20 protein-coding genes are annotated in these 23,438 nt (G+C 70.7%); 4 read left to right on the forward strand and 16 right to left on the reverse strand.

The genetic code is table 11. The annotated features are described in order from the left end of the window. Positions 1 to 21: 21 nt before the first annotated feature. Positions 22 to 1,200, forward strand: a complete 1,179-nt coding sequence (gene nhaA, locus M4960_RS11035; RefSeq protein ID WP_248704239.1) for a Na+/H+ antiporter NhaA — start codon at positions 22 to 24, stop codon at positions 1,198 to 1,200. Positions 1,201 to 1,371: 171 nt separating this feature from the next. Here nhaA and mfd read toward each other — a convergent pair whose 3' ends face one another. The 15 genes from mfd to M4960_RS11110 all read right to left on the reverse strand — a co-directional run bounded on the left by mfd (position 1,372) and on the right by M4960_RS11110 (position 19,217). Beyond that, on the reverse strand, positions 1,372 to 4,980 hold the full coding sequence (mfd, locus tag M4960_RS11040) for a transcription-repair coupling factor (RefSeq protein ID WP_248704240.1): 3,609 nt from the start codon (positions 4,978 to 4,980) through the stop codon (positions 1,372 to 1,374). Between the two features lie 70 nt (positions 4,981 to 5,050). Beyond that, a complete protein-coding gene (gene pth, locus M4960_RS11045) occupies positions 5,051 to 5,635 on the reverse strand; it encodes an aminoacyl-tRNA hydrolase (protein ID WP_248704241.1) in 585 nt (194 codons plus the stop codon). Positions 5,636 to 5,664: 29 nt separating this feature from the next. Beyond that, entirely contained in the window at positions 5,665 to 6,297 is a 633-nt protein-coding gene (locus tag M4960_RS11050) for a 50S ribosomal protein L25/general stress protein Ctc (protein WP_248704242.1), read from the reverse strand. A gap of 199 nt (positions 6,298 to 6,496) precedes the next feature. After that, positions 6,497 to 7,864, reverse strand: coding sequence for an RbtT/DalT/CsbX family MFS transporter (locus M4960_RS11055; RefSeq protein ID WP_248704243.1), 1,368 nt, complete (start codon positions 7,862 to 7,864; stop codon positions 6,497 to 6,499). A 402-nt stretch (positions 7,865 to 8,266) separates the two neighbouring features. Further along, positions 8,267 to 9,178: a hypothetical protein gene (locus tag M4960_RS11060; protein WP_248704244.1), complete on the reverse strand. Its 912-nt coding sequence runs from the start codon at positions 9,176 to 9,178 to the stop codon at positions 8,267 to 8,269. Positions 9,179 to 9,202: 24 nt separating this feature from the next. Next, positions 9,203 to 9,940, reverse strand: a complete 738-nt coding sequence (locus tag M4960_RS11065) for a hypothetical protein (protein WP_248704245.1) — start codon at positions 9,938 to 9,940, stop codon at positions 9,203 to 9,205. Further along, positions 9,933 to 10,118, reverse strand: coding sequence for a hypothetical protein (locus tag M4960_RS11070; protein WP_131845273.1), 186 nt, complete (start codon positions 10,116 to 10,118; stop codon positions 9,933 to 9,935). Before M4960_RS11070 ends, M4960_RS11065 begins: the two co-directional genes overlap by 8 nt. A 110-nt stretch (positions 10,119 to 10,228) precedes the next feature. Then, positions 10,229 to 11,581, reverse strand: coding sequence for a D-mannonate dehydratase ManD (gene manD, locus M4960_RS11075; RefSeq protein ID WP_228504708.1), 1,353 nt, complete (start codon positions 11,579 to 11,581; stop codon positions 10,229 to 10,231). After that, entirely contained in the window at positions 11,578 to 12,882 is a 1,305-nt protein-coding gene (locus tag M4960_RS11080) for a mannitol dehydrogenase family protein (protein ID WP_248704246.1), read from the reverse strand. The genes manD and M4960_RS11080 overlap by 4 nt, the downstream gene beginning before the upstream one ends. After that, the gene (locus tag M4960_RS11085; RefSeq protein WP_248704247.1) at positions 12,879 to 13,766 is read right to left on the reverse strand and encodes a sugar phosphate isomerase/epimerase; all 888 of its coding nucleotides are present in this window, start codon (positions 13,764 to 13,766) and stop codon (positions 12,879 to 12,881) included. Before M4960_RS11085 ends, M4960_RS11080 begins: the two co-directional genes overlap by 4 nt. Beyond that, positions 13,763 to 14,968 carry a Gfo/Idh/MocA family protein gene (locus M4960_RS11090; protein ID WP_248704248.1) on the reverse strand — a complete coding sequence of 402 codons (1,206 nt, stop codon included), beginning with the start codon at positions 14,966 to 14,968 and terminating at the stop codon, positions 13,763 to 13,765. The genes M4960_RS11085 and M4960_RS11090 overlap by 4 nt, the downstream gene beginning before the upstream one ends. Next, entirely contained in the window at positions 14,965 to 15,804 is an 840-nt protein-coding gene (locus M4960_RS11095; RefSeq protein WP_133938517.1) for a sugar phosphate isomerase/epimerase, read from the reverse strand. The genes M4960_RS11090 and M4960_RS11095 overlap by 4 nt, the downstream gene beginning before the upstream one ends. An 85-nt stretch (positions 15,805 to 15,889) precedes the next feature. Further along, positions 15,890 to 16,849: a carbohydrate ABC transporter permease gene (locus M4960_RS11100; protein WP_248704249.1), complete on the reverse strand. Its 960-nt coding sequence runs from the start codon at positions 16,847 to 16,849 to the stop codon at positions 15,890 to 15,892. After that, positions 16,846 to 17,862, reverse strand: a complete 1,017-nt coding sequence (locus tag M4960_RS11105) for a carbohydrate ABC transporter permease (RefSeq protein WP_123294721.1) — start codon at positions 17,860 to 17,862, stop codon at positions 16,846 to 16,848. The genes M4960_RS11100 and M4960_RS11105 overlap by 4 nt, the downstream gene beginning before the upstream one ends. Beyond that, positions 17,862 to 19,217: an ABC transporter substrate-binding protein gene (locus tag M4960_RS11110; protein ID WP_131878202.1), complete on the reverse strand. Its 1,356-nt coding sequence runs from the start codon at positions 19,215 to 19,217 to the stop codon at positions 17,862 to 17,864. Before M4960_RS11110 ends, M4960_RS11105 begins: the two co-directional genes overlap by 1 nt. A gap of 122 nt (positions 19,218 to 19,339) precedes the next feature. Between M4960_RS11110 and M4960_RS11115 the strand changes: the two genes are divergently transcribed. Both M4960_RS11115 and uxaC read left to right on the forward strand, forming a co-directional pair. After that, positions 19,340 to 20,446 (forward strand): LacI family DNA-binding transcriptional regulator, encoded by a 1,107-nt coding sequence (locus tag M4960_RS11115; RefSeq protein ID WP_374202956.1) that lies wholly within the window; start codon positions 19,340 to 19,342, stop codon positions 20,444 to 20,446. 74 nt (positions 20,447 to 20,520) lie between these two features. After that, positions 20,521 to 21,960: a glucuronate isomerase gene (gene uxaC / locus M4960_RS11120; RefSeq protein WP_248704250.1), complete on the forward strand. Its 1,440-nt coding sequence runs from the start codon at positions 20,521 to 20,523 to the stop codon at positions 21,958 to 21,960. On the opposite strand, the gene M4960_RS11125 is transcribed toward uxaC, so the two are convergent. Then, on the reverse strand, positions 21,950 to 22,759 hold the full coding sequence (locus M4960_RS11125; protein WP_248704251.1) for a sugar phosphate isomerase/epimerase: 810 nt from the start codon (positions 22,757 to 22,759) through the stop codon (positions 21,950 to 21,952). The two genes, uxaC and M4960_RS11125, sit on opposite strands and share 11 nt — an antisense overlap. A gap of 77 nt (positions 22,760 to 22,836) precedes the next feature. Here M4960_RS11125 and M4960_RS11130 point away from each other — a divergent pair, with 77 nt between their 5' ends. Then, complete coding sequence (locus M4960_RS11130) at positions 22,837 to 23,433, forward strand: class I SAM-dependent methyltransferase (RefSeq protein ID WP_248704252.1); 597 nt, start codon at positions 22,837 to 22,839, stop codon at positions 23,431 to 23,433. Positions 23,434 to 23,438 lie beyond the last annotated feature (5 nt).

The raw sequence follows: 23,438 nt of genomic DNA on the forward strand, positions 1-23,438 counted from the left end.
GACCCCTCGAGACGGAGATCCATGTCGTCCCTCGTCCGCTCCCCCCGCTTCAGCGCCATCGCGCTCCTGACCGCCGCCGTGCTCGGCCTGGTCGTCGCGAACTCACCCGTCGGCCCCGGCCTCGAACGGCTGCTCGACGCGCACCTGCCGCTCGGTGCCGTCGGCCTCGACCTGTCGATCGCGCACTGGATCAGCGACGGCCTGCTCGCCGTCTTCTTCCTGCTCGTGGCGATCGAGCTGAAGCAGGAACTCGTCGACGGTGAGCTGTCGAACCCGAAGACCGCGATCATCCCCGCCATCGCGGCGGTCGGCGGCGTGCTCGTGCCGGCGGGCATCTTCCTGCTCGTCACCGCGGGCACCCCGTACACGCACGGCTGGCCGATCCCGACGGCGACCGACATCGCGTTCGCCCTCGGTGTCCTGGCGATGTTCGGTCGCGGACTGCCGAGCGGCATCCGGGTGTTCCTGCTGGCACTCGCCGTGCTCGACGACCTCATCGCGATCATCATCATCGCCGTCGTGTTCGCGCACGACACCGACTTCCTGGCCCTCGCCGGTGCCGTCGTCACGCTCGCGGTGTTCTGGCTGCTCGGCCGGATGCTCCGTCCGGGGCGCAACGGGCAGACGCTGCTCATCGTCGCGATGGTCGTCGTCGGGCTCCTGACCTGGTGGCTCGTCTACCACTCCGGCGTGCACGCCACCATCGCCGGCGTCGCGCTCGGGCTCGTGCTCCCCCGCCGTCCGGGCCACACCCTGCACGAGAACGTCGAGCCGTGGTCGAACGCGATCGTGCTCCCGGTGTTCGCGTTCGCGTCGGCCGCGGTGGTCATCCCCGCCGTCGGCATCAGCGAGCTCTCGCCCACGTTCTGGGCGGTCGTCATCGCGCTGCCGGTCGGCAAGGTCATCGGCATCACGCTGTTCGGCGCGGTGGCGACGCGGGTCTTCCGCTCACCGGGGCGGTCCTCGTTGTCGTTCTTCTCGATCATCACCGTCGGGGTGCTCGGCGGGATCGGCTTCACGGTCTCGCTCCTCATGAACGAGCTCGCGTTCGCCCGGAACGAGGAGATCCTCGACGAGGGCGTGCTCGCCGTGCTCGTCGGCTCCGGCATCGCCATCGTCGCGTCGGCGGTCGTGGTCACGCTGCGGGCCCGGACGTACCGCGGGCGGCGCGAGCTGTCCGAGGCCGAGGCGACCGAGTAGCGGGGCGCGGTTCCGGGCGCGCACCACCTTTGCGACCATCCACGCGTCGATCAACGGGTGGATCGTCGCGAACAGCGTGTGCGCGGTGGACGCGCCCACGAGCGGACGGGAGGCACGGTGCCAGCCCGCACCGTGCCTCCTGTCCGTCGCCGCTCGCGACCACTGCACCCCTTACGCGGCCGGCGCCTCCGCCGGCGTCGTCGCGCCGTACACGGCGGTGAGGATGCTCTCGACCCACTGGATCAGGGCGTCGTCCGGCAGCGCCTGGTCGTGCGGACGCGGCATCGGGATGCTCGCCGCGTTCTGCTGCGGGAACCACTTCGCGCCCGGGAACATCCGCTTGAGCCGCACCTGCGACGAGTCGGCGAGCTCCTTGCCCGCCACGCGCAGGTTCGAGCCCATGACCACCACGTCGGACAGCCCGACCTGCTGCGCCATCCGACGCAGGCGGGAGACCTCGACCAGCGTCTGCACGGCCTGCGGCGGCTGCCCGTAGCGGTCGGTGAGCTCGTCGAGCACCATATCGATGGCGTCCTGCTGGGCCGTCGGAGCCGAGGCCGCTGACAGCTTCTGGTACGCCTCGAGCCGGAGCCGCTCGGACTCGACGTAGTCCTCGGGGATGTGCGCGTCCACCGGGATCTCGAGCCGCAACTCGGTCTGCCCCTCGGCCACGTCACCGCGGAACTGCGAGACGGCCTCGCCGATCATCCGGAGGTACAGGTCGAACCCGACGCCCGCGATGTGCCCGGACTGCTCGCCGCCGAGCAGGTTGCCGGCGCCGCGGATCTCGAGGTCCTTCATGGCGACCTGCATGCCCGCGCCGAGCTCGTTGTTCGCGGCGATGGTCTCGAGGCGATCCTGTGCGGTCTCGGACAGGGGCTTCTCGGAGTCGTACAGGAAGTACGCGTACCCGCGCTCCCGCCCTCGTCCGACACGGCCACGTAGCTGGTGCAGCTGCGACAGCCCGTACTTGTCGGCCTTGTCGATGATGAGCGTGTTCGCGTTCGCGATGTCGAGGCCGGTCTCGATGATCGTCGTCGACACGAGGACGTCGAACCGGCGCTCCCAGAAGTCGACCATGACCTGCTCGAGGGTGCTCTCGGACATCTGCCCGTGTGCCACGGCGATGCGGGCGTCCGGCACGATCTCGGCCAGGTGCGCGGCGACGCCCTGGATGTCCCGCACGCGGTTGTGGACGTAGAACACCTGGCCCTCGCGCAGGAGCTCGCGACGGATCGCTGCGGCCACCTGCAGGTCGGACTGCGGCCCCACGAAGGTCAGGATGGGGTGGCGGTCCTCGGGCGGGGTCGCGAGGGTCGACATCTCGCGGATGCCGGTGACGGCCATCTCGAGTGACCGCGGGATCGGGGTCGCCGACATCGCCAGGACGTCGACGTTCGTCTTGAACTTCTTCAGCTGGTCCTTGTGCTCGACACCGAACCGCTGCTCCTCGTCGATGATGACGAGCCCGACGTCCTTGAAGGTGATGCCCTGCGACAGGATCCGGTGGGTCGCGATGACGATGTCGACGGTGCCGTCGGCGAGCCCGGCGATGGTCTCCTTCGACTCCTTCTCGGACTGGAACCGGCTCAGGGCGCGCAGGTGCACGGGGAACCCGGCGAAGCGTTCCTGGAACGTCTCCATGTGCTGGCGGACGAGCAGGGTCGTCGGCACGAGCATGACGACCTGCTTGCCGTCCTGCACCGCCTTGAACGCGGCGCGGATCGCGACCTCGGTCTTGCCGTAGCCGACGTCGCCCGAGAGCAGGCGGTCCATCGGGATCGGCCGCTCCATGTCGCGCTTGATCTCGTCGATGGTGGTGAGCTGGTCGGCGGTCTCGGCGAACGGGAACGCCTCTTCCAGCTCGCGCTGCCACGGGGTGTCCGGGCCGAACGCGTGCCCCTTCGACGCCATCCGCGCCGAGTACAGCTTCACCAGGTCGACGGCGATGTCGCGGACGGCCTTGCGGGCCTTCGACTTGGCGGCGGACCAGTCCGAACCGCCCATCTTCGACAGGGTCGGTGACTCGCCACCGACGTACCGCGAGAGCTGGTCGAGCTGGTCGGTCGGCACGAAGAGCTTGTCGCCGGGGTAGTTCCGCTTCGACGGCGCGTACTCGAGCACGAGGTACTCGCGCTGCGTCTTCACCGCGTTGCGGCCGCCGGAACTGACCTCGCGGCTCACCAGTTCCACGAACTTGCCGATGCCGTGGGTCGCGTGCACGACGACGTCGCCCGGCTTGAGCTGCAGCGGATCGACCACGTTCTTGCGACGGCTCGCGAGCTTCTTGACGGTGCGCGCGCCCTGCTGGACGCTCCGGCCGTAGAACTCCGCTTCGCTGAGCACGACGATGCGCGGATCCGGGATGGCGAAGCCGTGCTCGACGGTGGCCGTCGTGACGATGGCGACACCCGGTTCGGGAGGCGCGGGCAGGGCTTCGGCACGGGCTGCGACCCCGGCGTCGGCGAGGACCTGCACCGCCCGCTCGACCAGACCCTGGCCCTGGGCGGTCACCACGACCGCCCACCCGTCATCGGTGAGCGCCTTGACGTGCGCGATCGCGCCGTCGGCGCTGCCCGCGAAGCTCGGTACTGCCTCGGCACGGACGCGGATGTACTCCCCCGCCTCGGCTGCTGCTTCGGCGTCGGTGAGCACGCGCGCGGTGTCGCCTTCGTCGAGACCGGAGTCGAACGGCGACACCGTCCACCAGGTGCGCTGGCCGCGGGTGTTCTTGAGCTGCTGCACCGTCAGGAAGTTGCCGGCGTCGAGGTCGATCGGCGCCTGGGCCCCGGCGACCGCGGCGCTCCACGCGGCCTGCAGGAACTCGGTGTTCGTCTCGGCCAGGCTGTTCGCGCGACCGTTCACCCGCTCGGGCGAGAACACCGCGATGGTGGCGTCCTCGGGCAGGTACGACGTCATCGGGACGAGGTCCTGCACGAGCGCGGGGGCGAGGGACTCCATGCCCTCGACCGGGATCCCCTCGGCGATCTTCGCGAGCATCTGGGACAGGTTCGGGAACTCGTGGAGCATCTCGCGCGCCCGCTGCCGGACGTCGTCGCTGAGCAGGAGTTCGCGCGAGGCCGTGAGTTCGACCGAGCCGAGGTCGTCCTCGGTCGTGCGCTGGTCGGCGACCGAGAACGCCTTGACGGCCTCGATCTCGTCGCCGAAGAAGTCGACGCGGACGGGGTGGTCCGCGGTGGGCGGGAAGACGTCGAGGATGCCGCCGCGCACCGCGAACTCACCGCGCCGCGTGACGAGGTCGACGCGGGCGTAGGCCATGTCGACCAGCTTCGCGGCGATGGCGGCCAGGTCGTTGCCGCGCGAGTCGGTGCGCAGCACGACGGGTGCGAGCGAGGTCAGGTTGGCGGCGATCGGCTGCAGCGCTGCGCGGACGCTCGCCACGACGATGGTGGTGCGGCGGTCGGCAGCGTCGGCAGCGGACCAGGACGCGAGCCTGCGGAGCGTCGCGATGCGGGTGCCGACGGTCTGGGCACTCGGGCTGAGGCGTTCGTGCGGCAGGGTCTCCCACGCCGGGAACTCGAGGACGTCGGCGTCGGGGACGTAGCTGCCGAGGGCGTCGCGGACCGCTTCGGCTTCACGCCCCGTCGCCGTGATGACGAGCACGCACTGGGGCCCGTTCCGCTCGGCGATCAGTGCTCCGAGCAGCGGGACCCGCAGGCCGTCGACGACCGAGAAGTCGGCGTCACGAGGCGCGGCGCGGAGCACGCGATCGAACGCGGAGGCGCGCGAGAGCGCAGGGATGATGCCCGAGATCGTCACTCAGGAGATGGTACCGGCCCCCACCGACACCGCCCGCGTGGTGCGCGACGGGCGAACACGGGCGGCGTGGTCAGGACGGCGCGTGCACCCGCTGCTGCGCGGCGACGAGTCCCACCTCGGCGATCGCCTCGACCGCGTCCGCGGCGTCGGCCAGCAGGATGGGCAGCGACTTCTTCTCGGCTGCGGAGAAGTCACGCAGCACGTAGTCGGCGGGGTCCTGACGACCGGGCGGACGACCGATGCCGACCCGCACGCGCGTGAACTCGTTCGTGCCGCTGGCCTTGATGATGTCGCGCAGGCCGTTGTGCCCGCCGTGACCCCCGCTGCCCTTCAGGCGGACGGTGTCGAACGGCAGGTCGAGCTCGTCGTGCACGACGACGAGGTCGGCCGGGGTGGCGCTGTAGAACCCGAGGACCGACGAGACCGGTCCGCCCGAGGTGTTCATGAACGAGCCCGGCTTCGCCAGCACCAGGCGCGGACCGCCGGGCACCAGGCGCCCCTCGGCGACCTGGTTCGGCGTCTTGTGCTTCTTGAACCGCGCACCCATGCGGGCGGCGAGTTCGTCGAGGACCATCTGGCCGACGTTGTGCCGGTTGCCGGCGTAGTCGGGCCCGGGGTTCCCGAGTCCGACCACGACCAACGTTCGATCCGCCACAGCGTCGACCAGATGCCTTCGAAGGGGTGTTACTCGGAGTCGACCGGCTCGGAGCCGCCCTCGGCGCCGGCTTCGGCACCGGCCTCGGCCGAGGCCTCGTCCGCAGCGTCGTCGTCAGCGGTGCCACGCGGGGTGACGATCGCGACGACCAGCGCCTCGGCGTCGGTCTCGAGCTCGGCGCCCTCGGGGAGCTCGAGCTGGGCGGCGTGGATCTGCACGCCGTCCTCGAGGCCCTCGACGTCGACGACGACGTGCTCCGGGATGTCGGTCGCGAGGACCAACAGGGAGACGGTGTTCAGGTCCTGCACGTGGATCGTGCCGGAGAAGGACTCGCCCTCGATGACGACGGGCACGTCGACCGTGACCTTCTCGCCGCGGCGCAGGACCACGAGGTCGATGTGCTCGATGATCTGACGCACCGGGTCACGCTGGACGTCCTTGACGAGGGCGAGCTGGGCCGCACCCTCGATGTCGAGGTCGACGACCGCGTTGGCGGTACGGACGAGCAGCATGGTCTCGTGGCCGGGCAGCGAGATGTGCTTCGGCTCGGTGCCGTGGCCGTAGACCACTGCCGGGATCTTGTCGGCGGCGCGGAGCTTGCGCGCTGCACCCTTGCCGAACTTGGTGCGGACGTCCGCTGCGAGCTTCGTGTAGTCGGCCATGGTGCCTCCTGGTCTCGGGGGTCGACACCGGCGGTCCGGCATCGTGGGGGTCTGTGGTGTTGCAACTCGAACGCGTGCACGCGTGAGGAACGTTCCCTGGGCTGGGCCGGGTCTCCCACCGCGTCGATCACGGCCGCTGTCGCGGCCCTCGCCGAAGTCAATCACCGACTCTACCAGCACCCGCCGGGCGTGTCGTGCCTCAGTGCCCCGCAGCCACCGACTCCTTCGGCACCTTGAGGAAGGACAGCACCACGAAGGCGAGGACGTAGAGGCCGACGAACGTCCAGACCACGCCACCGGGGCCACCCCACGGCAGGACGGCGCTGACCACGGCGTTGCCGAGGAAGGTCGCACCACCGGCCGCCGTGGCGTACATCGCCATCGCGGCACCGCGACGCTCCTCGCCGGCGAAGGCGGGGACGATCGCGCCCATGGGTGTGAACCCGGCGAGCATGATGCCGAACACCGTCCCCGCGGCGGTGGCGAGCCAGAAGCCCCACTCGGAACCGGCCGGCACCAGGTGCGGGACGTACCACCAGGCCAGCAGCCCGATCGCCGAGGCGCCGATGCCGAACCACTTGACGGTGCGGATCCAGCCGATGCGGTCACCGAGGGCACCGAAGAAGGCGTTGAACAGGATGTTGCCGGCGTAGACGATCACCGTCATCGTGAGCCACTTCGACTGGCCCCACCCGAGCTCGGTACCGATGATCGCCGGCATGATCACGAACATGCCGAACTCGGGCGCCGTGTTGACGAGCCGGATCAGGACGGCGAGCAGGACCTTGGGGCGCGTGATGCAGACCTCGATGCCGCTGGCGATGACCCGTGCGGCGGAGTGCGAGCGCGGGGCGATGCGGCCGAGCCCGGTCCGCTCGTGCACGCCGAACCGGACGATCACCCAGCCGGCCACGACCAGGACGAGCGACAGGGCCATCGACCACGTCTCACCCGTGTGGCCGCCACCGAACGCGGGGATGCTGCCGATCGCGATGAGCGAGCCGAGCGTCGGCAGGCCGCCGGTGAAGACGACGTAGAACCAGCCGACGGCCGTGGCGTTCCGGTCGCGCGCCACGGTGTGGTTCACCCAGCAGAGGAACGAGAAGGCGAACAGCGGGAAGCCGAGTCCGCGCAGGAAGTACGTCAGGGCGATCAGCCCGACCGACCCGGTGGGCAGTGCCGCGAGGAACGCGACCTGGAACACCACCCACAGGACGGCCCCGATCGTCATGACGCGGCGCGGGCCCCACAGCTCGGAGAGCACGCCGGCGAAGTAGGACGCCACCAGGACGGCGACGCCGTAGATGCCGATCACCATCGCGGCGCTGTCCGTACCGCCCGAGCCGAGGGCCGCGGCGATGTGCGGAGCGATGAAGTTCGACTCGATGCCGTCGCCCGTCATGAAGACGAGGACACCGAGGAAGCCCCAGCGCAGCGGGTGCGGGATGCCGAGGCGGGCGATGAAGCCCTCGCGCCCGGCAGCCGGTGGTGCGGTGGCAGGTGGGGCGGTCGTCACGCCGTTCGGCGGGGTCATGGTCGTGGTGCGGTTGGTGCGGGGTTCCGACATGTGTCGTCTCTCCTGGAGGGGCCCCGGAGTGCTCGACCCGGCATCGCGGCATGTCTCCGGGGTGCGCCGCGCGCCACGCACCCGACCGCCCGCGCAGTGGCTGCGGGCGGTCGGGGCGTCGGCGATGATGCGAGTCCTGTACCCGGGGCGCCCCGTGCTGGTGCGGAGACGGATCCCGGCGGACCATCGCCGGCCCGAAGCATGGTGTCCGACGTTAGACCGCTCCAACGCCGCTCGTCAAGAACGACAACTGTTGTGTAACGATCGGCGGTCGTGCCGCGCGGAGGGAGTCGTTCCGGGCGTAGTGGGTCGTTCCGGGCATAGGTGGTCGTTCCTTTCGGCCGAGTACGCCCGATTCGACCTTCCATCGCGCGCGTGATGGGAAGGAACGCTCCGCGAGGCTCATCGACCGAGGCTGCGCCGGTGCTCCTGCGCGGCCGCCAGCAGCTCGCGGGCGTCGTTGCTCGTGGCCTCGGCGGCGTCACGAGCACGTTCGAGGGCCTCGATCTCCGCGATCGCCCGATCGAGCTCGCGCTGGAGGTCGGCCCGGCGCTCCTCGGCCTGCTCGAGGTCCGCCTCCGCGGCGTCGAGTGCGGCATCGGCGTCGCGCGACTCGCTCCGGGCGGCGGTCTCCGCCTGGCGCGCGGCCTTCCGCTCAGCGGCCGGGTCACGCTTCGGCTCGGGGGCGCGTTCCGGCTCCGGTCCGTCCGGTGGTTCCGTCTCGGTCGACCGGGAGGCACGGCTCGCCTTCCGCGCGCCCCTCGCCTGGGTGATCGGGATGGGTGGGGCATCGCTGCCGGACCAGGCGTCGGGCACCGCGTCCGGATCCGCGAGCGCCCCGTCCAGGTCGACCGCGTCGAACCCCACGCTCTCCAGCGGCGTCACGAGCAGCCCCGAACGCACGGCGGCTCCGGCGTGCGGGTCGGCCATCGCCGCCTCGATCGTCGCGCGCACCTGGTCGAGCACGGCCGACGTCGCGGGGTGTCCGGCGTCCGAGGCGAGGTCGGCCCCCGCCTGCGCCAGCGCCTCGATCACCTCGGAGCGTTGCTGTCGGAGAGTCCGGATCTCGCCGGGGTCGGCGTCGGCCTGGGCCTTGCGGAGGGCTGGCCCGAGGTCGATCGCGTCGTCGAGGGCGCCATCGTGCGCGAGCAGGTCCACGACCCACGCTGCCGGTGCCGGCTTCCGGAGCTTCCCGATCGCCGCCGCCAGGTCGCGGTCGTCCTTCCGGACCGCGCGCTGGCGGGCCGTGCGCTCGGCGACGAAGTCCCCGGGGGCGACGAGCAGCAGCTCCCTGGCCACGTCCGCGAACTCCATGCCCCCAGCTTGCCCGCGATCCCCTCAGTAACGCTCGAGACGGTCCGCTCGGAGCACCGGGGTGTTCGCCGGAGCTGTCACGGTGTACCCGAGCTCCCGGAGCGCCGTCGCCGCGACTTCGGGAGCGTCGTGGACGCCGACCGCCGTCTGGATCGAGCGGAACCGCCGCCGACCGGCGGCGAGTACGTGGCGGGCGTCCTCGGCGTGATCGATCCCGAACTCGTTGACGAGCATCTCGAGGACGTCCTCGATCGATGGTCGGTGCCGATGCCCGCCGAGCGGGAAGTGCAGCGTCGAGATCCGCGTGATCTTCCCGTTGGCAGCGTCCTTCGCGCGACGTTTCCCTCGCTTGGTCCGGGCCATGAGCATCGCCCAGATCACCTCGTCTCGGTGCGCGTGGATGTTCAGGTGCGCAACGGGAACCGACTCGATCGAGTCGCGGACGTAGTCGAAGTGGAAGAACGGCTCGGCGACCTGCTCGACCGCCACGGCGAAGGAGGACTGTTCGACGGCGAGGTAGTTTCCGGTCGTGTTCCACCGACAGCGGAACTGGACGAGCAGGCGGAACATGACGTGTCCGTCGACGGTGAGCGGGACGCCGATCGGATCAGACTGCGAGATCGCGACCTGCGGCCGCGCCGGCGATGTTCCGACCTTGACGTCGAAGGACACCGGCGCGCCGAGGACTGCAGAGAGTGTGTCGATCAGTTCTTGTGCGAACCCCTGGACCCGTGCTGCGAGGTCAGAGGTGCGGTCAGTCATCACCTTCGAGGAAGTCGAGTTCGTCGAGGGCGCGCAGGATCGACTGCTCTTCGGGGTCGAGCTGGAACGTCGCCCCCTTCTTGCGGAGGTCTGCCAAGGGCATGTGCGCGAGGGCAAGCAGGCGTGAACGCTCGATCGCGATCGAGCTCCTGTCCATGAAGGTCACCGTCGGAACCATGTCGTCTCCTTCCACTTGTTGCAGGAACGATACTGCCGGAGGCCACTGACGCAACGGTTTCTGTATGCATGGCGACCGCGAGGTACGAGCACCTCGCGGTCGCGGCGGGGTCACCAGTCGTGGACGGTGCCGTCGGCCAGGCGGTTGAACGGCAGGTAGGCCTGCTCGTACGGGTACTTGCCGGCCTCGTCGACGTCGAGGCTGACCCCGAGGCCGGGCTCGTCACCTGGGTGCAGGTAGCCGTCGGTGAAAGTGAAGGTCTGCTGGAACACCTGGTTCGTCTGCGGGCCGTGCTGCATGTACTCCTGGATGCCGAAGTTGTGGATCGCCATCCCGAGGTGCATCTGGGCGGCCAGGCCGACGGGCGAGATGTCGGTCGGCCCGTGGAACCCGGACTTGATCTGGTACATCGCGGCGTAGTCCATCGTCTTCTTGAGCGGGGAGATGCCGCCCATGTGCGTGACGGCTCCGCGGACGTAGTCGATGAGCTGGTCGCGGATGATGTCCTTGAAGTCCCAGATCGTGTTGAAGACCTCACCGATCGCGAGCGGTGTGGTGGTGTGCTGCCGGACGAGCTTGAGTGCTTCTTGGTTCTCGGCGGGGGTGCAGTCCTCGAGCCAGAACAGGTCGTACGGCTCGAGCGACTTGCCGAGCTTCGCGGCCTGCAGCGGGGTCATCCGGTGGTGGCCGTCGTGCAGCAGCGGCAGTTCGGGTCCGAACTCGTTGCGGACGGCCTCGAACACGGTGGGGACGTGGCGCAGGTAGGCGCGGGTGTCCCAGTCCTCCATGGCCGGGAAGGCTCCGCGCTGTGCCGGCTCGAAGTCGTACCGGACGCCCTCGTTGCCTTCGGTGGTCTTGTTCGACGCGATGCCGTAGATGCTCTCGAGGCCGGGGACGCCGGTCTGCACGCGGATCGAGCGGTAGCCCTCCTCCTGGTGCTCGCGGATCGAGTCGAACAGCTCGGGGAGTTCCTTGCCCGAGGCGTGCCCGTACGCCATCAGCCCGGTGCGCGAGGCACCACCGAGCAGCTGGTACAGCGGCATGCCGGCGACCTTGGCCTTGATGTCCCAGAGCGCCATGTCGACGGACGCGATCGCCGCCATCGTGACCGGGCCGCGACGCCAGTACGACGAGCGGTACAGGAACTGCCAGGCGTCCTCGATGCGGCTGGCGTCGCGGCCGATCAGCAGCGGCACGACGTGCTCGGACAGGTACGCGGCGACACCGAGCTCGCGGCCGTTCAGCGTCGCGTCGCCGAGGCCCGTGACACCGTCGGCGGTCGTGATCTTCAGCGTGACGAAGTTCCGGTTCGGGCTGGTGACGATGACCTCGGCACGCTCGATGAGCTGACCGCGGTCGGCCGACGCCCACGTGTCCGGACGCCCGGAGGTGTGCCCGGTCGCCGCGCCGGTGTCGGCGGCGCCCGGCACCGGGGCCGCGGGGTTCGTGGTGGTGTCGGTCATGCGTGGACTCCTTCGTCGGTGCTCGTTCGGGCGGTGCTGGTGGTGGTGCGTGCGGTGGTGCCCGCCGCTCGGATGTCGTCGGCCGCTGCGGTGATCGCGTCGACCACGTCGGTGCTGTCGAGGTCGGAGGCGATGACGCGCAGCACGTCGCGCACGTCCGAGTCTGCCCCGGGGGCCTCGTCGTCGTCCACGAGGTCGGGCTGCGTCGTGACGTGGAGCCACCACGCGGCGATCGCGGTCGCGGCGCCGGGCCCGATGCCGGCGGACGGCTCGCGCTCGAGTCGGTGCCGCACGACGTCGACGACCCGGACGGGCAGCTTCTGCGACCCGCCGGAGGCGATCTGCCGCAGGGTGTGCCGGATGCGGGGGTTCCGGAACCGGTCCACCAGGGCGGCACGGGCGTCGGTGACCTCGTCGGCAGGCAGGGGCAGTTCGCGGGCGGCCTCGTCCCACAGCTGCTCGACGGCGGCACGGCACACCGGGTCGTCCATGGCCGCGGCGACGGTCTCGTGCCCGAGCTGGAGCCCGAGGTACGCGAGCAGCGAGTGTGAGCCGTTCAGCAGCCAGAGCTTCCGCTGCTCGTACGGGGTGACGTCGTCGACGATGCGCACGCCGGCGGTCTCCCACGCGGGGCGGTCGATCCCGTCGAAGGCGTCCTCGAGCACCCACTCCGCGAAGGGCTCGGTGACGACGGGCACCCGGTCCCCGGCGAGCGCTCCCGGCAGGGCGGCGAGGCCCTCGACGTCGGCGTCGGTGGTCGCGGGGGTGATCCGGTCGACCATCGACGACGGGAACGAGGCGTTCGCCTCGATCCACGCGCGCAGGTCGGGGTCGGTGGTGGCGCCCAGCACGGCCTCGCGCAGCACCGCGCCGTTGTGCGTCAGGTTGTCGAGGCTGACCAGCGCGATGCGCCCGCCGCCGGCCGTCCGCCGGGCGTCGAGCCCCGCGACCAACCGGGCCGGGACGTCGGAACCGGACCGGTAGCCCTGCTCGGTGACCGTCAGCGTGACGATGGTGGTCTCCGGGGACGCCACCACGTGCCTCCAGGCCGTGTCGTCGCTGCCCGGGTGGGCGGCCACGATCGTGTCGACCACCTCGGCGTCGTCGCCGGACGCAGCACGCGTGACCAGCGTGTACCGGCAGTCCTGCGCGGTGAGGGCGTCCGCCGCCGCGGGCGAGCGGCCGGTGAAGGCCGTGATGCCCCACGGCTCCCCCGTGGTGTGGGCGGTGTACCAGGCGAGGTGGGCACGCGCGAACGCACCCACCCCGAGGTGGACGATGCCGGGGCGGCGATCGGTCATGCGGTCACCGGGACGAGGGACCGCAGGTACGCCAGGTTGTCGGCGGTCCGGGCCTCGAGGGGCAGGTCGGTGGAGAAGTCCTCGATGGTGACCCAGCCGTCGTAGCCGACCTGGCGGAGGGCGTCGAGGTACTCGGAGACGGAGGCCTGCCCGGTGCGCAGCGGCGCCCACTCGTTCTGCCAGATCGTGCTGCCGTCGGCGCGGGTGTCGCCGGTGTCGACCCAGCGGGCGTTCTTCACGTGGGCGTGCGCGAGGTACGGGCCGAGGAGCTCGAACGCGGCGAGGTGGTCCTCCTGCCCCTCGATGACCAGGTTGCCGAGGTCGTGGATGACGCCGATGTGCTCCGGGTCGAGGCCGTCGACGAGCCGCAGCGCCGCCGAGGCCGAGGGCGTGATCGTCATGTGGTGCAGCTCGACGAGCGCCTTGACACCGAGCTCGGTCGCCCGGGTCACCGCCCACTCGAGGTCGGCGCGGGTGCGGTCGAAGATCTGCCCGTACGTCTCGCCGGTGCGTTCCTTCTCCTGCCGGTACATCGGCATCGAGACGCGGACCTGGCGGGCGCCGAGCTCGCTCGTGACGCGGAGCATCGTCTCGACGCCCTCGTGGTCCGACGCCTGCTGGTACCCGCCGATGCCGGAGTACTCGAGGCCGGCGGCGTCGGTGATCCGCGCGATCTCGCCGACGTGGTCCTGGACGCCGGTGAACTGCCACGTGGAGTTGTTGCCGGCCCAGAACGAGCGACCGGCGGGCACGACGGTGCCGTCCGCGGGGCGGTCGTCGACGATGCGCCACTCGACGCCGTCCCAGCCCTGCTCGGCCAGCGTCGAGGCGGCCTGCGACGGAGTCCAGTCGGGGGTGGAGGCGGTGAACACGGAGAACTTCATCGGGTGGCTCCTTCGGTCGCGGTGTCGGACGTTGCTGCAGCGCCCACCACGGGCACCACGTCGTCGTACTTGCCCTCGATCACGTCGTCGATCCGGACGGGTTGCCCGAGCGTCGCGCTGACGTACAGCCCGCGGACGGTGGCGAGCGACACGAGGGCCGCGTCGACGGTCACGCCGGGCTCACGGCCCTCGCGGATCGCGGCCACGATGTCGGTGTACTGCCGACCGTGCCCTGCGGCGAAGTGGTCGGGCTCGGCAGGGCCGCCGACGACGTGCTCCGGCGGGACGACGTCGTCCTTCTGGTCGACCGCGCCCGCGATCGCCGAGGCGTTCGAGGTGGTCGACGCGGACTCGAGGGTCGCGGCGTCGGGTGCGATGTGGAAGTAGGCCAGGCGGTCGTCGTCGACGATCGCCGACCCGTGCGTGCCGTACACGGCGTAGCGGGCGGAGAGGCCCGGGTACGCGGCGGTCGTGCAGTGGATGACGCCGAGCGCGCCGCCGGCGAACCGGACGGTGGCGACGGCGGTGTCCTCGACCTCGATGCGGTCGTGCGCGAGCAGCCCGGTCTGGGCCGAGATCTCGACCGGACGGCCGAGCGCCCAGACGAGCAGGTCGACGGTGTGCACGCCCTGGTTCATCACGGCGCCACCACCGTCGAGCGCCCAGGTGCCGCGCCAGTCGCCGGAGTCGTAGTAGCCCTGCGACCGGTACCAGGCGACGCTCGCCAGGCCGGAGGTCACGGTGCCGAACCCGCCGTCGTGGGCGGCTGCGGCGACGGCAGCCGAGGCCGGGTCGAAGCGGTGCTGGCTGATGACGCTCGTGACGAGTCCACGGTCGCGTGCCGCTGCGGCGAGCGCGGCGATCTGCCGGGCCCGGGGCATCGTGGTGTCGAGGGGCTTCTCGATGACGACGTGCTTGCCGGCGGCCAGGGCGGCCTCGGCGAGCTGCACGTGCATGCCGGAGGGCGAGCAGATCGCGACGACGTCGATGTCGGTCTGCGCGATCGCTTCCTCGATGGTGGACGTCGTGACGGGGCGGGTGACGCCCATCGCCTCGATCTCGTCGGCGGCGCTCGTGGCGGCGGCGGGGATCGCGTCGACGAGGGCGACGACCTGCAGGTCCGGGTGGTGGACGGCGACCGTGGCGTGGTGGCGTCCGATGACGCCGGCGCCGACGACTGCCAACTTCAGTGGGGTGGTCATCGCAGGGTGACTCCGATCTGGTCGGTGAGGGTGCGGAGGGCACGACCGGCGCGACCGAAGGCCGCGGGGCCGGAGTACCCGCCGAGGGAGGTGAAGTCGCTGAGGTGCGGCTCGAGCGAGGCGTAGCCGGAGTACCCGGCGTCGCGCAGCGCGGTGAGGGTCTGCAGCAGTTCGCCGTCGCCCTCGCCCGCGGGGACCACCGACGAGTCGGCGGCCAGGGCGTCCTTGACCTGCAGGTAGTCGACGTAGGGCGCGAGCTGCGCCCACCCTTCGGTGAACGGCTTGACGCCGCACTGCACGTAGTTCGCGTTGTCCCAGGCCAGTCGGAGCGCCGGGGACCCGACGCTCTCGACGATGTCGAGCACGCGCGAGGGGACGTCGCCGTAGATGTCCTTCTCGTTCTCGTGCAGCAGGGTCACGCCCTCGCGTGCGGCGAGGTCGGCCAGGGCGCGCATCCGGACGAGGACGTCGTCGCGGACGTCCTCCGGCTGCCGGCCCTCGAAGTAGAACGAGAAGATCCGGATGTTCGTGGTGCCGAGGGCGTGCGCGGCGGCGATCGCGCGACCGAGCCGTCCGACCTCGTGCTCGACGGGCTCGTCGACGGAGACCTTGCCGATCGGCGAGGCGATGGCGGACACGGTCTGTCCGCGCTCCTCGAGCAGGCGGTGGAGTCCGGCGAGCTGGTCCTCGTCGAGGTCGACGACGTTCACGCCCCAGGCGCTGCGGACCTCGATGGCGCTCGCGCCGAGCGCCTGCAGGACCGCGACCTGGACGACGGGGTCTGCGTCGATCTCGTCGCCGAAGCCGGAGAGTTCCCACGTGGGCTGGTCGGTCATGGTGTCCTTTCGTGTCGGACGGGAGGCGCGTGGCGGGGCCGCCACGGGCCTCCAGTCCGGTTCTGGGTTGCGGTGACTGCCGCGCTCACTTGACGGAACCGGCCGTCAGACCGCCCACCAGGTAGCGCTGGAAGATGAGGTACAGGGCGACGACGGGCACGGCGCAGACGATCGAGGCGGCCATCATCTGGCCGTAGATCGGGACGGCACCGCCCTCTTGCGCGGTGCCGAGCACCTGCAGGACCACGGCCACCGTCCGGGTGTTCGGGGTCGTCATGATCGTGGAGAACAGGACGTCGTTCCAGCCGAGCAGGAAGGCGAAGATCGCCGAGACGACGATGCCGGGCCACGACAGCGGCAGGACGATCTTCGTCAGGATCTTCGTGCTCGAGGCGCCGTCGATGCGGGCGGCCTCCTCGAGTTCCTTGGGCAGACCACGCAGGTAGGTGACCATCACCCAGGTCGAGAACGGCAGGGCGAACGTCAGGTAGGTGACGAACAGACCCCAGCGGGTGCCGATGATCTGCACGCCTGTGGCACTGGCGATGTTCGAGAACACCACGAACACGGGCAGCAGCAGGAGCGTGCCCGGGATCGACTGCAGCGCGAGGAGCCCACGCAGGATGGTCAGGCGGCCGAGGAACCGGAACCGGACCAGCACGTACGCGGTGGACACGGCGAGCGCGGCACTCGCGATGGCGACCGCGCCGGCGGTGAGCATCGAGTTGACCAGCCCCTCGCCGAGGGCGACCGTGGACCAGATCTCGACGTAGTTCGACAGCGTGAACTCGGACGGGAAGTACTCGCCGCGGGCGACCGCGACGTCCGAGTTCACCGAGCCGAACAGGATGTACAGGACCGGGGCGGCGATGAACGCGATGATGATCGCGATCACCACGATGAGCAGCCAGCGGGGCAGGAGCCGGGTGACGTCGGTGTCGTAGGGGCGTTTGTGGCGTCGACCGGGTGCGGTGATGCTCTCGGTCAGGGTCGACGTCGGGCGGGTCCGGGTGGTGCCGGCGAAGGATGTGCTCTGCGTGCTCATGCTCGTGCTCCGTCGATGTCGGCGGCGGTCGGGGCGGCGGCGAGCGTGGCGCGGTCGGCGCGGCGCTGCTTCCGGTTGGGGCCCGCGTCGTCACCGGTGTCGAGCTTGACGGCTCGCAGGTAGACGAACAGCGGGATGGCGACGATCACGAGGGAGCAGATCGCCATGGCCGCGGACAGACCGAAGCGGAACGACTGGAAGCTCGCGATGTACGTCAGGACGGGCATGACCTCGACGCTCGACGGCAGCGGGATGCCGAACAGCACGAACGGCAGGGTGAAGTTGTTGATGTTGTGCAGGATCGCGATGATCACCGCCAGGCTGAGCGGCCCGCGCAGGTACGGGAAGATGATGTAGCGGAGCTTCGCCCACCAGGTGACCCCGTCGAGCGCGGCGGCCTCGTGCACCTCGTTGTCCACGGCCTGCAGTCCGGCGAGCGACAGCAGGTAGACGAACGGCCAGCTCGTCCAGATCATCACGCCGGCCAGCGCCCAGTACGACGCGGAGCCGTTCAGCCAGAGCACGTCGGTGTGCAGGATCGAGTTCACGACGCCCTGCGGCTGCAGCATCGTGCGGAAGAACGTGCCGACGACGAACGCGGGCAGCACGTAGGGGATCAGGTAGATCGACCGGACGAGGCCGCGCCCCGGGAACCGGTTCTGCGTCGAGATCGCCGCCGCGACGCCGATCGGCACGGTGACCGCGGTGACCAGGACGGACAGCGACACCGAGATCCAGATCGAGTGGAGCAGGGGCGAGTTCGTGAAGGCCTCGGTGAAGTTCGCGAAGCCGATGAAGGGGGCGCTGAACCACTGCCGCAGCGTGTACTGGTCCAGGTCGAGCATCGCGATGTAGAAGCCCACCAGGAGCGGCACCACGATGACGGCGAGCATGAGGACCCCGCCGGGGATGAGCATCCAGAGCGGACGCTCCTTCTTGTACAGCGGCGTCGTGCCGTGCGGGCGGACCGTCTGCTCCGTGCGCTGCGGCGGTCTGGTCTGGGTGCTGGTCATCACAGACCTCCGTTCTTCTGACGGTCGAGGGTGGACTGGGCGTCCTTCTGGGCGTCCTGCAGACGCTTGCGGAGCTGGTCGTCGGTGACCTCGCCGCTCTTGAGCGACGGGATCGACTGCACGACCACGTCGACCAGGGCGAGCTGGATGTCGGACCAGGCGCCGGTGAAGGCGGTGGGCTTCGACAGGCGGCCCGCGTCGATGATCGGCTTGAGCTGCGGGTTGTCTGCTGCCAGGTCAGCGGCGGCGGACGCATTGGTCGGCAGGTTGCCGAACAGGTCGTAGTACTCGAGCTGCGCCTTCGGTGCGCTGAGCTGCTTGACGAAGTCGAAGGACAGCTGCTGCTTCGTGCCGTAGTCGGCCACCACCCAGTTGTCGCCGGACAGGATGCTCGCGGCCTCGATGCCGTCGGCCGGGCGCTCGCTGGCCCCCGGCGGGACGGTGGGGAGCAGGGCGAACTCGTACTTGCCGTCGACCTTGGTGTCCTTGAACGAGTTGATCGCGGTGGTGGTCGTCATCGGGAAGAACGCGGCCTTGCCCTCGGTGAACTGGGCCAGGGCCTGCGCGTTGTTCCAGCCGATCGCGGCCTTGTCGACGACGCCGTCCTTCGTGACCCAGTCGAAGTAGGTCCGGTACGCGTTCTCGACGGCGTCGCTGTCGATCTCGGCCTTCGAGCCGTCGACGATGGTGTTGCCGGCGTTCTGCGCCATGCCCCACACGAACTTCCACGGGTCGAAGCCGTCGGCGTAGGCGATCGCCAGGCCGTGGCGGCCGTCACCGGTGGTGGCCTTCGCGTCCTCGGTCAGCTCGTCCCACGTGGTCGGCATGTCGGTGATGCCGGCCTTCGCGAGCAGGTCCTTGTTGACGGCCATCACGAACGGGCGGCTGGCGAACGGGATCCCGATCTGCTTCGAATCGCTCGGACCCGAGATGCCGAACGAGGCCGGGTCGAACTGGTCCTTGCCGCCGATGGCCTGCCACTCCTTCGATCCCATCTCGACGAAGGCACCGGTGGCGTAGGCGGTCGGGGTGAACGTGGTGCCGATGGCGTACACGTCGGGGCCCTGGCCGGAGATGACGCTGGTCTGGATGGCGGTCAACTCCTCCTGCGCGGACGAGTAGGTCTCCCACTGGATGTCCGCACCGGTGGTGCGCTTGAACTCGGCAGCGGTGTCCTGCTGCCACTGCTTGCGCTCCTTGGGGTACGTGGTGTCCGCGCCCATCATCACGCGGAGGGTGTTCGGGTCGTCGCCGCTGCCGTTCACGACGGCGCAGCCCTGCAGGGAGAGAGCGGCGAGGGCGATCACCGCGACGGCACCGACGAGGGTGCGGGGCTTCAGCCGTGTTCTGTTCATCCGGGGGCTTCCTCCTCGAGACCTCCTCCGGGCGGCGCTGCCCGGTGGCACCACTGTTCCGCCGTTGGCAACATCCGGCAACCGGTTGCCACTTGTTGCCAGACGCGAATACGTTCGGCCTCGTGAGCGACACAGACATCGACGTCTCCGGCGCCGGCAGCGGCTTCGGCACGCGATCCGACGCGAGCGCCGACACGAGCGTCGGCGCCGGTTTCAGCGCTGCCCGGCGCGTGACCATCCGGGACATCGCCGACGCGACCGGCGTGGCCCCGTCGACCGTGTCCCGCGCACTCTCGCTGCCCGACCGCGTGAACCACACCACGCAGGAGCGCATCCAACGCGCGGCCCGCGAACTCGGCTACGTCGCCAACTCGCAGGCACGCGCCCTGACGTCGGGCCGCACCCGGGCCGTCGCCGTGCTCGTCTCCGACATCACGAACCCGTTCTACTTCGACGTCATCCGTGGCACGCAGCACCAGCTCGCCGGCGCCGGGTGGACGCAGTTGCTCGTCGACACCGAGGAGTCCGCCGACGCCGAGCTCGCCACCCTGAGCTCGATCGGCGCGAAGGCCGACGGCGTCGTCCTCACCGCCTCACGCCTGTCCGACGCCCAGATCGCCCGGTTCGCCGAACGGATCCCCCTCGTCGTCGTCAACCGTCGCCCCGCCGGGGTGCCCTCGGTGCTCATCGACACCCCCGGCGGCGTCGAGCAGGCCGTGCAGCACCTCGTCTCCCTGGGCCACCGCGACGTGCTCTACGTCGCCGGTCCGGACAGCTCGTGGTCGAACGAACGCCGGTGGAAGGCGCTCGTGCGCGTCGCGAAGCGCCTCGGCGTCCGCGTCGCCCGCGTCGGGCCGCACGCGCCGTTCGTCGACTCCGGAGCCGCAGCCGCCGACGCCGCCGTGCACGCCGGGGCCACCGCCTGCATCGCCTTCAACGACCTGATCGCGATCGGCATGCTCGCGCGGCTGCGGGAACGGGGCGTCCGCGTCCCCGAGGACATGAGCATCGTCGGCTGCGACGACATCTTCGGTGCCGACTTCTGCAACCCGCCGCTCACCACCATGACCTCGCCGATCGAACGCGCCGGCCGGGTCGCGATCCGGATGCTGCTCGGCCGGCTCGGTGCGATCCCCGCCGACGAGCTGCCCGGTGAGCACATGACCGGCGCCGTCGCACTGCCCACCCACCTGACCGTCCGGGAGTCGACGGGTCCCGCGCCCGCCTGACACCGGCGCACGCCTGCTGCACCCGCCGGCCCTGCCGCGCCCCGCCGTCCGTACCGTTCTCGAAGGAGTCGATGATGACCCAGACCAGCACCGCCACCCGTCTCGCCCCGCACCCCGACCGGCTGCTCCCCGCCGACCCCGGCGCGCGACGGGTGGCGCGGACCGTCTACGACGCGGTCAAGGACGCACCGATCATCTCCCCGCACGGACACGTCGACGCGGCGCTCATCGCCGCCGACCAGCCGTTCAGCGATCCCGCGTCGCTGCTCATCACGCCCGACCACTACGTGCTCCGGTTGCCGCACGCGAACGGGGTGGACCTGGCCGCGCTGGGACGCGCCGACCTGTCGGGGACCAGCCCCGTGCCTCCCGGTCGAGCCATCTGGCGGAACCTGGCGGACCACTGGGACGACTTCCTCGGCACCCCCGTCCGCTACTGGTTCGAGACCGAGCTGCACGACGTCTTCGGACTGACGGAGCAGCCGTCGGCGGCGAACGCCGACGCCCAGTACGACCACATCGCCGGTCTGCTGGCCTCGCCCGCCTTCCGCCCGCGCGCGCTGTTCGACACCTTCGGCATCGAGGTCCTCGCCACCACCGACGGCCCCGCCGACGACCTCGCCGCGCACGCGCAGCTCGCCGCCGACCCCACGTTCACCGGCCGGGTGGTCCCCACGTTCCGCGCGGACGCCGTGTTCGACCCGTCACGATCGGACTGGAGGCCCGTGGTCGCGTCCATCGGGCAGGCCGCCGGCATCGACACGGGCACCCACGCAGGGCTGTTGGCAGCACTCCGCGCCCGTCGCCAGTACTTCATCGAGCACGGTGCGACGGCCACGGACACCGGGGTGCTCGACGCCGGATCGTCGCCGTTGTCCGCCACGTCGCGCGAGCGAATCCACGCCGAGGCGCTCCGCGACCCGTCTTCCGTCTCCGAGGCGGACGCCACCGCGTACCGGCACGACATGCTCTACCGCTGGGCCGAGATGAGCGTCGAGGACGGCCTCGTCATGCAGCTGCACCCCGGCGTCATCCGGAACCACCACGCGCCGACGCTCGAACGCTTCGGCCCGGACACCGGCCACGACCTGCCCGCCGTCGGCTCCTTCACCACGCCGCTGCGACCGCTCCTGGAGTCCTTCGGCACCGCTCCGGGCTTCCACCTCGTGCTGTTCACCGTCGACGAGACCGTCTTCTCGCGCGAGATCGGCCCGCTCGCCGGCTTCTACCCCGCCGTGTACGCCGGGGCACCGTGGTGGTTCATCGACACCCCGGCGGCGATCGGCCGCTACCGCTCCGCGATCACCGACTCGGCGTCGTTCACGAAGACCTCCGGGTTCATCGACGACACCCGGGCGTACTGCTCCATCCCGGCGCGGCACGACATGGCGCGGCGAGCGGATGCGGCGTACCTGGCGTCGCTCGTCGTCACGCACGAGATCTCGGAGGACGACGCCGTCCGCACCGCACGGCGGATCGTGTCCGACATCCCGCGGGCGACGTTCAAGCTGTAGCGGTGCGGGCCGGGGCCGTGGCCGTGGCCGTGGCGCTGCGGACGCGTTCCAGCGCGGAACGGATCTCGGCTTCGGCGGTCTCGGCGTCGAGCGCCCACCGGCACTCGAGCGAGACGGCGCCCCGGTACCCGCCGTCGTGCACGGCGGCGAGGAACTCGTGCCAGACGTCGTCGACCGTGCCGGGTGGCCGACGGTCCGGGTCGCTGAGGTGGACGTGCCCGATCCGGTCGCCGTGGCGCCGCAGGACCTCGAACGACTCGCCCTCGTTCCGGATGTGGAACAGGTCGGCGACGACGCCGACACCGTCGAGGGCGGCACCGTCGAGGAACGTCGCCGTCGCATCGACCGTGTGCAGGACGTTCGTCTCCGCGCGGCTCAGGGGTTCCACCACGATGCGCAGGTCGTTCGCGGCGGCCACATCGCGTGCGGTCCGGACCACCTCGCCGAACCGGCGCAGGGCGTCGTCGCCCGCCATGCCGTCGGGAGCGTTCCGAGCGGTCCCCGACCCGAAGACGATCGTCGCGCCCGGTTCCGCGACCGACCGCACGATCGGCAGGACCGACTCGAAGTACGACCGGACCGTCCCGAGCTCCGTGGTCAGCAGCGGGAGATCGCCGGGCACCAGGATGGCGAAGGACGGGAACCGCTGGCCGGCGTAGACCTCGTTCCGCCGCCACCCCGTTCCGTCGCGGACCGCGAGGTTGCCGGCGATCGTCGGCTCCACGTGGTCCGCGCCCGCGCGGCGGACCACCTCGGTCAGTTCTGCCCCGGCCACGACGCCGAGTCCCCTGGACGACATGCGGTCCATGCAACTCGTCCGAGGTGCCGACGGCGACTGTTGCCGTCCGTTGCCACCGGCGCCGGTACGGTCGGACGATGGACCTCGACGTGACCGCTGCGTACGGCGACCGTGCGGGCGAGTACGCGGAGCTCCTCGGATCGATGTCGGCCGTCCACGACGAGGACCGGACACAGGTCGAGGCCTGGGCGTCGGGATCCGGTGCGCGCATCCTCGACGCAGGGTGCGGGCCGGGGCACTGGGCCGCACACCTGGCGGATCGTGGGCACGCAGTGATCGGCATCGACGCGGTCGCACCCTTCGTCGAGCACGCACGACGCGCGCACGACGGCGTCGACTTCCGCCTGGGCGCGATCGAGTCCACCGGTCTCGACGACGGCAGCGTCGACGGGGTGCTCGCCTGGTACTCCGTGATCCACCACGATCCGTCCTGCGTCGGCGAGGTCTTCGCCGAGTTCCGCAGGGTGCTCCGGCCGGGCGGCGGCCTGCTGGTCGGGTTCTTCGAAGGGCCCTGGATCGAGTCCTTCGACCACGCGGTCGTCACGGCGTACCGGTGGCCGACGAGCGCGCTGGCGGAGGTCCTCGACGACCACGGGTTCGACGTGGTGGACGTCCGGGTCCGGGTCGATCCGGGACGGCGGCCGCACGCTGCCGTCCGCGCGACGCGGCGGTGAGTCCG

This window comes from Curtobacterium sp. MWU13-2055 (assembly GCF_023242305.1).
Taxonomy (GTDB): domain Bacteria; phylum Actinomycetota; class Actinomycetes; order Actinomycetales; family Microbacteriaceae; genus Curtobacterium.